The sequence below is a fragment of the Streptomyces sp. NPDC093071 genome, assembly GCF_044754545.1.
Taxonomy (GTDB): Bacteria; Actinomycetota; Actinomycetes; order Streptomycetales; family Streptomycetaceae; genus Streptomyces.
On the sequence record NZ_JBIVPH010000003.1, the window covers coordinates 767,036 to 778,833 of the forward strand.

10 protein-coding genes are annotated in these 11,798 nt (G+C 74.6%); 4 read left to right on the plus strand and 6 right to left on the minus strand.

Annotated features, from left to right (window positions below; all coding sequences use genetic code 11):
* Positions 1-23 precede the first annotated feature (23 nt).
* The gene (locus ACIQD7_RS14830) at positions 24-398 is read left to right on the plus strand and encodes a hypothetical protein (protein ID WP_402441856.1); all 375 of its coding nucleotides are present in this window, start codon (positions 24-26) and stop codon (positions 396-398) included.
* Between the two features lie 53 nt (positions 399-451).
* Here the strand turns inward: ACIQD7_RS14830 and ACIQD7_RS14835 are convergent, their stop codons facing one another.
* The 4 genes from ACIQD7_RS14835 to hrcA form a co-directional block, all read right to left on the minus strand.
* Positions 452-1,195: a 16S rRNA (uracil(1498)-N(3))-methyltransferase gene (locus tag ACIQD7_RS14835; protein ID WP_402441857.1), complete on the minus strand. Its 744-nt coding sequence runs from the start codon at positions 1,193-1,195 to the stop codon at positions 452-454.
* Complete coding sequence (locus tag ACIQD7_RS14840; protein WP_402441858.1) at positions 1,192-2,274, minus strand: nitronate monooxygenase; 1,083 nt, start codon at positions 2,272-2,274, stop codon at positions 1,192-1,194. The genes ACIQD7_RS14835 and ACIQD7_RS14840 overlap by 4 nt, the downstream gene beginning before the upstream one ends.
* A 101-nt stretch (positions 2,275-2,375) precedes the next feature.
* Positions 2,376-3,512 (minus strand): molecular chaperone DnaJ, encoded by a 1,137-nt coding sequence (dnaJ, locus tag ACIQD7_RS14845; RefSeq protein WP_121829318.1) that lies wholly within the window; start codon positions 3,510-3,512, stop codon positions 2,376-2,378.
* Positions 3,513-4,532: a heat-inducible transcriptional repressor HrcA gene (hrcA, locus tag ACIQD7_RS14850; RefSeq protein ID WP_121829319.1), complete on the minus strand. Its 1,020-nt coding sequence runs from the start codon at positions 4,530-4,532 to the stop codon at positions 3,513-3,515.
* Between the two features lie 147 nt (positions 4,533-4,679).
* Between hrcA and ACIQD7_RS14855 the strand changes: the two genes are divergently transcribed.
* Both ACIQD7_RS14855 and ACIQD7_RS14860 read left to right on the plus strand, forming a co-directional pair.
* Positions 4,680-5,408, plus strand: coding sequence for an MBL fold metallo-hydrolase (locus ACIQD7_RS14855; RefSeq protein ID WP_402441859.1), 729 nt, complete (start codon positions 4,680-4,682; stop codon positions 5,406-5,408).
* Between the two features lie 10 nt (positions 5,409-5,418).
* Positions 5,419-6,219, plus strand: coding sequence for a DUF3097 domain-containing protein (locus ACIQD7_RS14860; protein ID WP_402441860.1), 801 nt, complete (start codon positions 5,419-5,421; stop codon positions 6,217-6,219).
* A 39-nt stretch (positions 6,220-6,258) separates the two neighbouring features.
* Here the strand turns inward: ACIQD7_RS14860 and ACIQD7_RS14865 are convergent, their stop codons facing one another.
* Positions 6,259-6,456 (minus strand): hypothetical protein, encoded by a 198-nt coding sequence (locus tag ACIQD7_RS14865; RefSeq protein ID WP_402441861.1) that lies wholly within the window; start codon positions 6,454-6,456, stop codon positions 6,259-6,261.
* A 129-nt stretch (positions 6,457-6,585) separates the two neighbouring features.
* Here ACIQD7_RS14865 and fxsT point away from each other — a divergent pair, with 129 nt between their 5' ends.
* Complete coding sequence (gene fxsT, locus ACIQD7_RS14870; RefSeq protein WP_402441862.1) at positions 6,586-10,509, plus strand: FxSxx-COOH system tetratricopeptide repeat protein; 3,924 nt, start codon at positions 6,586-6,588, stop codon at positions 10,507-10,509.
* 27 nt (positions 10,510-10,536) lie between these two features.
* Here fxsT and hemW read toward each other — a convergent pair whose 3' ends face one another.
* Complete coding sequence (hemW, locus tag ACIQD7_RS14875; RefSeq protein ID WP_402441863.1) at positions 10,537-11,769, minus strand: radical SAM family heme chaperone HemW; 1,233 nt, start codon at positions 11,767-11,769, stop codon at positions 10,537-10,539.
* Positions 11,770-11,798: the final 29 nt, after the last annotated feature.

The window sequence follows — 11,798 nt, forward strand, 5'->3', positions numbered from 1 at the left end:
ACGTCCTTCGTACACTGCGCCGCATGAGACGGGACGGGGCCCCGCGCGGGCTGACGGTGGACGACGGCACGGTCTGGCTCTGGAACGTCCGGCACCGGCACCCCGACTGCCGGACCGTGCTCGCCCTGCGCCGCGCCGAGCGCCCGCACGCCCTGCTCCGGCTGGTCTTCCGGGAGGCGCCGGGCCGCGCGGTGGCCGGTTTCCCGATGGGCCGGCACGAGGTGCTCGCCGCCGGGGGCGGCCGGCTCAACCTGGACGAGCCCGGGGTCGTCCGCCGGTTCCTCGACGCGGCGCTGGCCCGTGACCTCGTCCCCGCCGCGAACGGGACGCGGGAGGAGGACGGCTGGCCGCTCTTCGACGAACTGACGGCCGGGCGGCCCCGGTCCTCGGGCCCCTAGCCCCCGCTCCCAGCCCCAGCCCTGGCCCTAACCCCTGCTCCCCGCCCCTCGTCCTAGCTCCAGCGGCCCGTCCGGCCCAGGACCAGGGCCGTCGCCGCCGTGCCCGCCGTGGAGGTGCGCAGCACGCTGCGGCCCAGCCGGTACGGCTTCGCGCCGGCCGCCTCGAAGGCGGCGAGTTCCTCCGGGGAGACCCCGCCCTCGGGCCCGACGACGAGGACGACCGAGCCCTTGGCGGGGAGGTCGGCGGTGGCGAGCGCGCCGCTGGGGTGGTCGCGGTCCTCGTGCAGGACGGCCGCGAAGTCGGCCTCCGCGAGGAGGGCGGCGACCTGCTTGGTCGTCATGAGGTCCGCGACCTCGGGGAAGCGGGTGCGGCGCGACTGCTTGCCGGCCTCGCGCGCGGTGGACCGCCACTTGGCGAGCGCCTTGAGGCCCCGGTCGCCCTTCCACTGGGTGATGCAGCGGGAGGCGGCCCACGGGACGATCGCGTCGACGCCGGTCTCCGTCATGGTCTCGACGGCCAGCTCGCCCCGGTCACCCTTGGGGAGCGCCTGGACGACGGTGATCCGGGGCTCGTCCTCGGGGTCCTCGTGGACCTCGGCGACCCGCACGGTGAGCTGGTCCTTGCCCTCGGCGGCCAGTACCTCGCAGGCGGCCCAGCGGCCCCGGCCGTCGGCCAGGACGAGTTTCTCGCCCTCCCGCAGCCGCTTCACGGAGACGGCGTGGCGGCCCTCGGGACCGTCCAGGAGGAAGGTCCCGGCGCCGGGGACGGCGTCGACGACGAAGACGGGTGCGGTCACGAAGTGCTCCTGTGGGCCAGTTCCGAGAGGGCTGTGTCGAGTTCGGCGGCGAGGACCTCGACCAGCCGCCCGGCGGGGAGCGCGCGGGCGAGGCGGTGGCCCTGGCCGGCCCAGAGGGCCATGCCCTGGGCGTCCCCGGCGGTGGCGGCGGCCTTGCGCAGCGGGGCGGTGAGGTGGTGGACCTCGGGATAGGCGGCGGGGGCGTACGGGCCGTGCTCGCGCATGAAGCGGTTGACGAGGCCGCGCGCCGGGCGCCCCGAGAAGGCCCGGGTGAGGGCGGTGCGGGTGAACAGCGGGTCGGTCAGGGCCCGCTTGTGCAGCGGGTGGGCGCCGGACTCGGGGCAGCCGAGGAAGGCGGTGCCGAGCTGGGCGGCCCCGGCCCCGGCGGCGAGGACGGCGGCGATCTGGGCGCCGCGCATGATCCCGCCCGCGGCGACGATCGGGAGGCCGGTGCTCTCGCGGACCTGGGTGACGAGGGCGAGCAGGCCGGTGCCGGGCGCGCAGTCCTCGTCCGGGTCGTCGCGGTACGTCCCCTGGTGCCCGCCCGCCTCGACGCCCTGGACGCAGACGGCGTCGGCCCCGGCGCGCTCGGCGGCGAGGGCCTCCTCTGCGGAGGTGACGGTGACGAGCGTGTACGTGCGGACGCGGGCGAAGGAGGCGAGGACGTCGGGCGCGGGGCAGCCGAAGGTGAAGGAGACGACGGGGACCGGGTCCTCCAGGAGGATGGCCAGCTTGGCGTCGTAGGCGTCGTCGCGGGAGTCGTCGGTCTCGCCGAGCGGGGTCCGGTACCAGTCGGCCTCTCCGGCGAGCTGGTGCCGGTAGACCTCGACGGCGGCCGGGTCGGCGGGCCGTCCGGTCTGCGGCACGAAGAGGTTGACGCCGAAGGGGCGCGCGGTGAGCCCGCGCACCTGCTTGATCTCCTGGTACAGGCCTCCGGCCGTCTTGTAGCCGCCGGCCAGGAAGCCGAGCGCCCCGGCCTCGCAGACGGCTCCGGCCAGCTCAGGACAGGAGGCGCCACCCGCCATGGGGGCCTGCACGATCGGGAACCGAGAGAGATCGTTCAGTGCGGTGGTGGACATATGGGCATCGTGTCATGCCGCGGGGAGGGGTATGGAAAGGGGCGGTATCCATGTATGGACACCGCCCCTCCCCCTGCGTACGGGATGCGTACGGGCGCGGCCTACCGCCCGTTGAACGCGTCCTTCAGGCGCGAGAACAGCCCCTGCTGGCCCGGCTGGAACTGCCCCGTGGGGCGTTCCTCGCCGCGCAGCTTGGCGAGCTCGCGCAGGAGGCGCTCCTGCTCCGCGTCGAGCTTGCCCGGGGTCTGGACCTCGACGTGCACGATCAGGTCGCCCCGGCCGTTGCCGCGCAGATGGGTGACGCCGCGGCCGTGCAGCGGGATCGACTGGCCGGACTGGGTGCCCGGACGGACGTCGATCTCTTCGAGGCCGTCGAGGGTCTGCAACTGCACCTTGGTGCCGAGCGCGGCCGCCGTCATCGGGAGGGTGACCGTGCAGTGCAGGTCGTCGCCGCGCCGCTGGAACGTCTCGTGCGGGGTCTCGTGGATCTCGACGTACAGGTCGCCGGCGGGGCCGCCGCCGGGGCCGACCTCGCCCTCGCCCGCGAGCTGGATGCGGGTGCCGTTGTCGACGCCGGCCGGGATCTTGACCGTGAGGGTGCGGCGGGAGCGGACCCGTCCGTCGCCCGCGCACTCGGGGCACGGGGTCGGGACGACGGTGCCGAAGCCCTGGCACTGGGGGCAGGGCCGGGAGGTCATGACCTGGCCCAGGAAGGACCGGGTGACCTGGGAGACCTCGCCGCGGCCGCGGCACATGTCACAGGTCTGCGCGGAGGTGCCGGGCGCGGCGCCCTCGCCGGAGCAGGTCGTGCAGACGACCGCCGTGTCGACCTGGATGTCCTTGGTGGTGCCGAAGGCCGCCTCGTTGAGGTCGACCTCCAGGCGGATCATGGCGTCCTGGCCCCGGCGGGTGCGCGAGCGCGGGCCGCGCTGCGAGGCCGTGCCGAAGAAGGCGTCCATGATGTCGGAGAAGTTGCCGAAGCCACCGGCTCCGAAGCCGCCCGCGCCGCCTCCGCCGGAGGCCGAGAGCGGGTCGCCGCCGAGGTCGTAGACCTGCTTCTTCTGCGGGTCCGAGAGGACCTCGTAGGCGGCGTTGATCTCCTTGAAGCGCTCCTGCGTCTTCGGATCGGGATTGACGTCCGGGTGCAGCTCGCGCGCGAGCCTCCGGAACGCCTTCTTGATCTCGTCCTGGGAAGCGTCGCGGCGCACGCCGAGTACGGCGTAGTAGTCCGTGGCCACTTACGACTCCGCCAGGATCTGTCCGACGTAACGTGCCACTGCGCGTACCGCTCCCATCGTTCCGGGGTAGTCCATGCGGGTCGGTCCGACCACGCCGAGTTTGGCGACTGCCTCGCCGCCCGAACCGTAGCCGACCGAGACGACGGACGTGGAGCTCAGCCCCTCGTGGGCGTTCTCGTGCCCGATCCGTACGGTCATGCCCGATTCCTTGGCCTCGCCGAGCAGCTTGAGGAGGACGACCTGCTCCTCCAGAGCCTCCAGGACGGGCCTGATCATCAGGGGGAAGTCGTGTCCGAAGCGGGTGAGGTTGGCGGTGCCGCCGATCATCAGCCGCTCCTCGTGCTCCTCCACGAGCGTTTCGAGGAGGGTCGCGAGCACGGTCGAGACCGTGGCGCGGTCCTCGGCCTCCTCGAAGGACTCGGGGAGGTCCTGCACCAGCTGCGGCACGTCGGCGAACCGGCGGCCGACGACCCGGCTGTTGAGCCGGGCCCGCAGGTCGGCGAGCGAGGTGTCGCCGAAGGGCGCGGGGCAGTCCACGACCCGCTGCTCGACCCGGCCGGTGTCGGTGATGAGGACGAGCATCAGGCGGGCCGGGGCCAGCGAGAGCAGTTCCACGTGCCGGACGGTCGAACGGGTCAGCGAGGGGTACTGGACGACGGCGACCTGCCGGGTCAGCTGCGCGAGCAGCCGGACCGTGCGGCCGACGACGTCGTCCAGGTCGACCGCGCCGTCGAGGAAGTTGTGGATGGCCCGCCGCTCGGGCGTCGACAGCGGCTTGACCCCCGCGAGCCGGTCGACGAACAGCCGGTAGCCCTTGTCCGTCGGGATGCGGCCGGCGCTGGTGTGGGGCTGGGCGATGTAGCCCTCCTCCTCGAGCACGGCCATGTCGTTGCGCACGGTGGCGGGCGACACGCCGAGCTTGTGGCGCTCCGTGAGCGCCTTGGAGCCGACGGGCTCCTCCGTCCCGACATAGTCCTGGACGATGGCGCGCAGCACCTCGAGTCTGCGTTCGCTGAGCATCGTGCGCACCTCCAGCTGTCGTCGGTCGTTACGGTTGCTCCGCTTTTGGCACTCGCCCTGTCCGAGTGCCAGCGATCCCGGGCCAGTGTACGGCGGCACACGTCGCTCCTGGCAAGGAGGCGACGCCCCACCGGTTAGCGTCGGGGCATGGACGTCGACTGGGAAGCACGGGGATGGGAACGGCTCGCGGACGGGGTGGGCCGGCGACGGCTGCCCGGCTGGGACGCCACGGTGGGGCTCGTCGTGGGCGAACGGGCGGTGCTGCTGTACGACACGGGGTCGTCCCTCGCGGAGGGCGCGGAGCTGCGGGCGGAGGTGGCGGAACTCACGGGCGGGCGGAGGGTGACGCACATCGCACTGAGCCATCCGCACTTCGACCACGTGTTCGGCACGGCGGCCTTCGCGGGCGCGGAGGTCTTCGGCGCGGTCGGCACGGAGGAGCTGCTCGCCCGGGAGCCGGACCGGGAGGAGCTGCGGGCGGACGGGGTGAAACAGGGCCTGGACCCGGCGGCGGCCGCGGAGGCGGCGGACGTGCTGGTGGCCCCGCGACACGTGGTCTCCGGCGAGTGGACGCTCGACCTGGGCGGCCGGCAGGTGCTCCTGGCGAACGTGGGTCCCGGGCACACGGGCCACGACCTGGCGCTCCTGGTGCCCGGCCCGCCGGAGGTGGTCTTCTGCGGGGACCTGGTGGAGGAGTCGGGCGAGCCGCAGGCGGGCCCGGACGCGATCCCGTCCCGCTGGCCGGACGCCCTGGACCGGCTCCTGTCGCTCGGCGGCGAGGACGCGGTGTACGTGCCGGGGCACGGGGCGGTGGTGGACGCGGCGTTCGTACGACGCCAGCGCGAGGAACTGGCGACGCGCTTCTCCGTCGCATAACGTCGCCCGAATGCGCAGCTACAACCCGGACTTGACGCCCCCATGGAAGCGCTCGGCGCCCGTCCCCGAGGTCCCGGCCGATCGGGACCTCGTCGTGGAGGAGGTGGCGACGGGGTTCTGCGGGGCGGTGATCCGCTGCGAGGCGGGGACGGTGACCCTGGAGGACCGCTTCGGCAAGCACCGGGTCTTCCCGCTGGAGCCGCGCGGCTTCCTCCTGGAGGGCAAGGTCGTGACCCTGGTCCGCCCGGCCGCGGGGCCGGCCCGCCCGACCCGTACGGCCTCCGGATCGGTCGCGGTGCCGGGCGCACGCGCGCGCGTGGCGCGGGCGGGCCGGATCTACGTCGAGGGCCGCCACGACGCGGAGCTGGTCGAGCGGGTCTGGGGCGACGACCTGCGGATCGAGGGCGTGGTCGTGGAGTACCTGGAGGGCGTCGACGACCTGCCCGCGATCGTCGCGGAGTTCGGCCCGGCGCCCGACGCCCGCCTCGGCGTCCTGGTGGACCACCTGGTCCCGGGCTCCAAGGAGTCCCGGATCGCCGCGCGGGTGATCTCGCCGGACGTCCTGGTCGTCGGCCACCCGTACATCGACGTCTGGGAGGCGGTGAAGCCGTCCTCGCTCGGCATCCCGGCCTGGCCGGCGGTCCCGCGCGGCCAGGACTGGAAGACGGGCGTCTGCCGGGCCCTGGGCTGGCCGGACAACACGGGCGCGGCCTGGCAGCACATCCTGTCGAGGGTCACCTCGTACAAGGACCTGGAGCCGGCGCTCCTCGGGCGGGTCGAGGAGCTGATCGACTTCGTGACGGCGCCGTAGCCCTCCGGCGCGGCGCCGTCCCGTACGCCTCCGGCGCGGTCAGGAGCCGTCCGTGGCGCCCTTCAGGAACCAGGCCACCACGGCCCGTACGGCACCGGAGACGGCCGCGCCCGCCAGCGCGAGCGTCACCTTGAGGGAGGTCCGGCCCGTCGCCGTCTCCTCGGAAGGGGTCCTGTCCGTCGCCGTCTCGGAAGGGGCGCTGTTCGTCGTCGCCTCGGAAGGGGTCCTGCGCGTCATCGTCGTCGCCTTTCGGGAGTGACCGGTCGGTGCGTCAACTCTCCGCAGGGCGGAACGTGTTGCGCCAAGCTCTACGTGTTGCGGATGCTGTGGGACACGGTCCGGGCACGACCCCGAGGAGCGGCACGGGTGGACGAACGACACCACGACGAGGACGGTGGCGCGCCGGTCACGGGTGAGCTCGTCCCCCTGGACGACGCGGCGAAGGCCCTGCTCATGGGCCTGCGCCCGATCCCCGACGACGTCGTGGGCGAGCGCCGGGAGCTGGCCGAGGCGCTGCGCCGCTGCTTCTCCGAGCTCAAGACCTCCGTGCGCAGGTACGCCGTGCTGCGCCGCTACAGCGCGAGCAGCGTCAGCCGCTACCTCAGCGGCGAGACCGTCGCCCCGGACCACTTCGTCAACGCGCTGGTGGAGGACGTCGGCAAGGAGCTGGGGCGCCCGATGTCCCCGCAGGCACGGCTCCTCCTGACCCGTACGCAGCGCGCGGCCCTCAAGTCGGGCAACACCCGCGCCTGGCGGATCCAGGAGCTGGAGGACCGGCTGGCCACCGCCCTCCAGGAGAAGGCCCTCGCCAGGACGATGGCCGACGCGGTGGCCACCTCCCTGCTGGAACACCAGGAGCGCGTCGTGGCCCTGGAGGCCGAACGGCAGGCGCTCACGCGGGAGGCGGCCGCCCACCGGGCCGCCGGGGTCGAGCTGAGCCTGTTGCGCGCGGAGCAACACCGCGTGCTCACCGACCACGAGGCGCTGCGGCGGCGGGTCGCCGAGCTGGAGGCGGCGCTCGAAGCGGCCGAGCGGCGTGTCGCGCTGGCCGAGCAGCGCTGTGCCGACCTGGAGCACACCCTGCTGGCGGCCGACGCGGCGGCGGTTGCCGAGGAGGAGGCGGAGGGCCGGGAGGCCGAGGAGAGGGCGGCCCGGAGCCAGGACGAACTGGCCGCGCTCCGCAGGGAAGTGGCGGCGCTCAGGGCCGGTGCGTCCACGGCGCCTCCGGAGATCCCGTACGACCCGGATTCCGGAGCACCGGTCCGGCCGGCCCCCGGGAGCGCCGCGTCGACCGTCACCGTCGTCTTCCCCGGCCGCCAACGGCCCTGGGCCGCGTGGATCGCCCACCGGCTGGAGACGAACGGCCTGTCCCCCACCCTCCTGCGCTGGGATCCCGACCCCCGGATGTCGCTCGACGAGGTCTTCGGCGACCTGCTGCTCTTCCCGGGCCGGGTCCTCCTCGTCCTGGACGAATCGTTCTTCGAGCCGGGTCTCCGGCCCGTGGGCGAGTGGAACGACGTCCTGCGCGGCTTCGTCGCCGCCCACGCCGACCGGTTCGCCGCCGTCACCCTCGCCGGCCACCTCCTGCCCTCCGCGGCCACGGTGCTGGAACCGGTGGGCATCTGGGGCATCGGTGAGGAGGAGGCCGAGGCACGGCTGCTCGACAGGCTCGGCATCACGCCCCGCGTCGTGATCCACCGGCCCCCTCCGGGCGGCCCCGCCCGCCATCCGGAGACTCCGCCGGGGATCTGGGGCGGGGTCCCCCTGCGCAACCAGCGCTTCACCGGCCGCGACGACGTCCTCGGTGCGCTCCACGAACGGCTGATGGGCTCCGGGCACGGTGACACCGCCTGTGCCCTGGTCGGCGTGTCCGGCATCGGGAAGACCCAGATCGCCGCCGAGTACGCCCACCGCTTCAGCTCCTCCTACGACGTCGTCTGGTGGGTCGGCTCCGAGGACCGCGACGCCCGGCGCATCCGTTTCGGGGAGCTCGCCGCCGCGCTGGACCTTCCGGTGGTGAGCGGGCCCGGCGACCGGGTCGCGGCCGTGCTGGAGGCCCTGCGTCGCGGTGAGCCGCGTTCCGGCTGGCTCGTGGTCTTCGACGGCTGGGACGCCGTCGAGGACGTCGACGCGATGCTCCCGCACGGCCCCGGCCACGTCCTGATCACCTCCCGCCACCATGCCTGGCGGAACCACACCGACGTCCTGGAGGTCCCCGGCTTCCACCGTGCCGAGTCCATCGGCTTCCTGCTGCGTCACACCCCGCAGCTCACGCCGGCCGAGGCCGACGAGGTCGCCGCCGAGGTCGGGGACGTACCCCTGCCGCTCGCGCGGGCCGCCGCCTGGCTCGGCGATTCCGGGACGGCGGCCGCCGCATACCTGGCCCTGGTCAGGGAAAGGGACCTCTCCGGCGTCGACGAACCCCCGGCGGGCAGGGACCTCTCCGGCGTCGACGAGTCCCCGGCGGGTGGCGACGTGCCCCGCCCCTCCCTCATCTCCTGGTCGGCCCTCGTCCTCCGGCTCCGCCGCACGGAACCGCAGGCCGTCGACCTCCTCGCCCTGTGCGCCTCCTTCGCCCCCGGCCGCGTCATCCCCCTCGGCCTGATCCGCGCCTGTCCGGAGGACCTGATGCCGGAGGACCTGCGCTGGACGGTCACGGACCCGGCCGCCTGGACCCGCGCGCTCGACACCCTCGTCGGCCACTCCCTCCTCACCCGCGTACCTGCCGAGGAGGACGCCCCCCTCGGGGAGGTGGCCCGCATGAACCGTCTCGCGCACAAGGCCGTCTCCCGGCTCACCGACGGCGCGCGCCGCGAGGCCCACCGCGAAACCGTCCGCGCCCTGCTCACCGGTGCCGACCCCGGCGACCCCTCCGACAGCCGGCAGTGGCCCCGGTACGCCGCGCTCCTGCCACACCTCGAACACTCCAGGGCCCTGCGCAGCACCGACCCCCGCGTCCAGGCCACCGTCCTCGACTGCCTGCGCGCCTGCGCACGCGGCGGCGACCACGCGACCGGCCTCCGGTTCGCCGGGCGCGTCCGGGAGAACTGGAGCGAGTTCATGGACCCGGTCCACGGGCCGATGCCCGCCCTGGCCCTCCTGGAAGGCGACCTCCTCCGCGCCGCCGGCCGCTTCCGCGAGGCGCACGAGAGGAACCTCCTCGCGCACGCCCGGCTGGAGGAGGCCGGCGCCGACGACGGACCGGCCGGGCCAGCGGCCAGGGGCGCGGTCGCCGGCGGCCTGCGCCGCCTGGGCCGGTACGAGGACGCGTACCGGCTCCAGCAGGAGGTGCTCGACGACGTCATCCGGCTCGGCGGCGAGGACGACGCCCCCGTCCTCGCCGCCCGGCACGACATCGCGGCCACGCTCCGCGCCCTCGGCCGCTACCGGGAGGCCCACGAGTACGACACGGCGACCCTGGCCTGGTGGCGGGACATCGCGGGACTGGACCACATCGCCGCCCTGGCCTCGGCCGGCTCCCTCACGCACGACCAGCGGCTCCTCGGTCTCCACGACCTCGCGCTCGCCCACCAGGAGGAGGTCGCCCAGCGCCACGCGCAGGTGCTCGGGGTGCGTCACCCGCAGACCCTGGACGCCGAGATCCAGCTCGCCCTGTGCCACCGCCACAGCGCGGACCGGCCGCGCGACGACGAGCGGGCCTCGCTCGCCGCCCTCCTGGAACGGGCCGTGGACCTGCACGGCCCCGGGCACCACGTCGCCCTCCGGTGCCGCGTCCACTACGCCGACTTTCTGCGCGAGCACGGTGAACTCGACCGGGCCGGGGAGCTCGCCACCGAGGCGGAGTCCGGCTACCGGGCCCTCCTGGGCCCCGCCCACCCCGTCTCCGCCGGTGCCCTCGTCGGCACGGCCCTCGTCATGGGGGCCGCCGGGGAGCGGGCGACGGCCCTGACCGTGCTGGAGTCCGCGTTGACCGGGCTCACCACGACGCTCGGGCACGACCACCCCTGGGTGCTCGGCTGCGCCCTCGACACCGCCGCCGCCCGCAGCGCCCACGGGCGTGTGGACGAGGCCGTGACACTCGGCCGCGACACCCTGCGCCGGGCCCGCCGCGTCCTGGGGAAGGAGCACCCGCTGGTCCTCTCCTGCCAGCTGTCGCTCGCCGAGGACCTGTCCGGCCTGGGCAGCCTGACCGAGTCCGTCAACGCCTCCGGAATGCGGGCGGAAACCCTGCGTGCCCTCACCAGGGTCTACGGCGCCGAGCACCCCCGTACGGTCGCGGCCCACCGGCGCGAACGCACGCCCTGGGGCTTCGAGCCGTACCTGGACTGACCGGGGCCCGCCCGCCGGACCGGTCGGCTAGTCCACCAGGTCCCGCACCACCGCGTCGGCGAGCAGCCGTCCCCGCAGGGTCAGGACCGCCCGCCCCTCCCCGTACGGCCCGGGGTTGAGCAGGCCGTCCGCCAGGGCCCTTCCGGCGGCGGCCAGACCGGCCGGCCGGAGCAGGTCCAGGGGGCAGCCCTCCCGGAGCCGCAGTTCGAGGAGGACGCGCTCCACCCGCCGGTCCTCCTCGGAGAGCAGCTCGCGCCCGGCCCCGGGCGTCCGGCCGGCCGCGAGGGCCGCCGCGTACGTGCCGGGGTGCTTCACGTTCCACCAGCGGACCCCGCCCACGTGGCTGTGCGCGCCGGGCCCCGCGCCCCACCAGTCGGCGCCGCGCCAGTACAGCTCGTTGTGGAGGCAGCGCCCGGCCTCCGAGGTGGCCCAGTTGGACACCTCGTACCACTCGAAACCGGCCCCGGACAGCACCTCCTCGGTGATCAGGTACCGGTCGGCGTGCACGTCGTCGTCGGTCATCGGCACCTCGCCGCGCCGGATGCGGCGGGCCAGCTGGGTGCCCTCCTCGACGATCAGGGCGTAGGCGCTGACGTGGTCGGGTCCGGCGCCGATCGCCGCGTCGAGCGAGGCCCGCCAGTCGTCGTCGGACTCGCCGGGGGTGCCGTAGATCAGGTCGAGGTTGACGTGGTCGAACCCGGCGGCCCGCGCCTCGGCGACGCAGGCCTCGGGGCGGCCGGGGGTGTGGGTGCGGTCGAGGACCTTCAGGACGTGCTGCCGGGCGCTCTGCATCCCGAAGGAGATCCGGTTGAAGCCGCCCTCGCGCAGCTCCGCCAGATAGGCCGGGTCCACCGACTCCGGGTTCGCCTCGGTCGTGACCTCGGCGTCGTCCGCGAGCCCGAACTCGTCGCGAATCGCCCCCAGCATCCGTACGAGGTCGCCGGCGGCGAGCAGCGTGGGCGTGCCGCCGCCGACGAAGACGGTCCGGACCGGCCGGGGGTCGTCGCCGAGGACCTTCCGGGCGAGCCGGATCTCCTCGGCGACCTGCTCGGCGTAGTTGTCCCGGGAGGCGAGCACGCCCCCCGTGCCGCGCAGCTCGCTCGCCGTGTAGGTGTTGAAGTCGCAGTACCCGCAGCGCGTCGCGCAGTACGGCACGTGCAGGTAGAACCCGAGCGGGCGCCCCCCGGCCCCTTCCAGGGCGTGCGGGGGCAGCGCCCCGTCCTCGGGAACGGTCTCACCATCGGGCAGTACGGAAGGCATGAGCCCATTGTCCCGTACTGCCCGGGGTG

What these genes read in the sequence shown, in the direction of transcription:
- ACIQD7_RS14830 (WP_402441856.1), top strand. Translation starts at nt 24, where the DNA reads ATGAGACGGGACGGGGCCCCGCGCGGGCTGACGGTGGACGACGGCACG.
- ACIQD7_RS14840 (WP_402441858.1), bottom strand. Translation starts at nt 2,274, where the DNA reads ATGTCCACCACCGCACTGAACGATCTCTCTCGGTTCCCGATCGTGCAG.
- hrcA (WP_121829319.1), bottom strand. Translation starts at nt 4,532, where the DNA reads ATGCTCAGCGAACGCAGACTCGAGGTGCTGCGCGCCATCGTCCAGGAC.
- ACIQD7_RS14855 (WP_402441859.1), top strand. Translation starts at nt 4,680, where the DNA reads ATGGACGTCGACTGGGAAGCACGGGGATGGGAACGGCTCGCGGACGGG.
- ACIQD7_RS14860 (WP_402441860.1), top strand. Translation starts at nt 5,419, where the DNA reads ATGCGCAGCTACAACCCGGACTTGACGCCCCCATGGAAGCGCTCGGCG.
- ACIQD7_RS14865 (WP_402441861.1), bottom strand. Translation starts at nt 6,456, where the DNA reads ATGACGCGCAGGACCCCTTCCGAGGCGACGACGAACAGCGCCCCTTCC.
- hemW (WP_402441863.1), bottom strand. Translation starts at nt 11,769, where the DNA reads ATGCCTTCCGTACTGCCCGATGGTGAGACCGTTCCCGAGGACGGGGCG.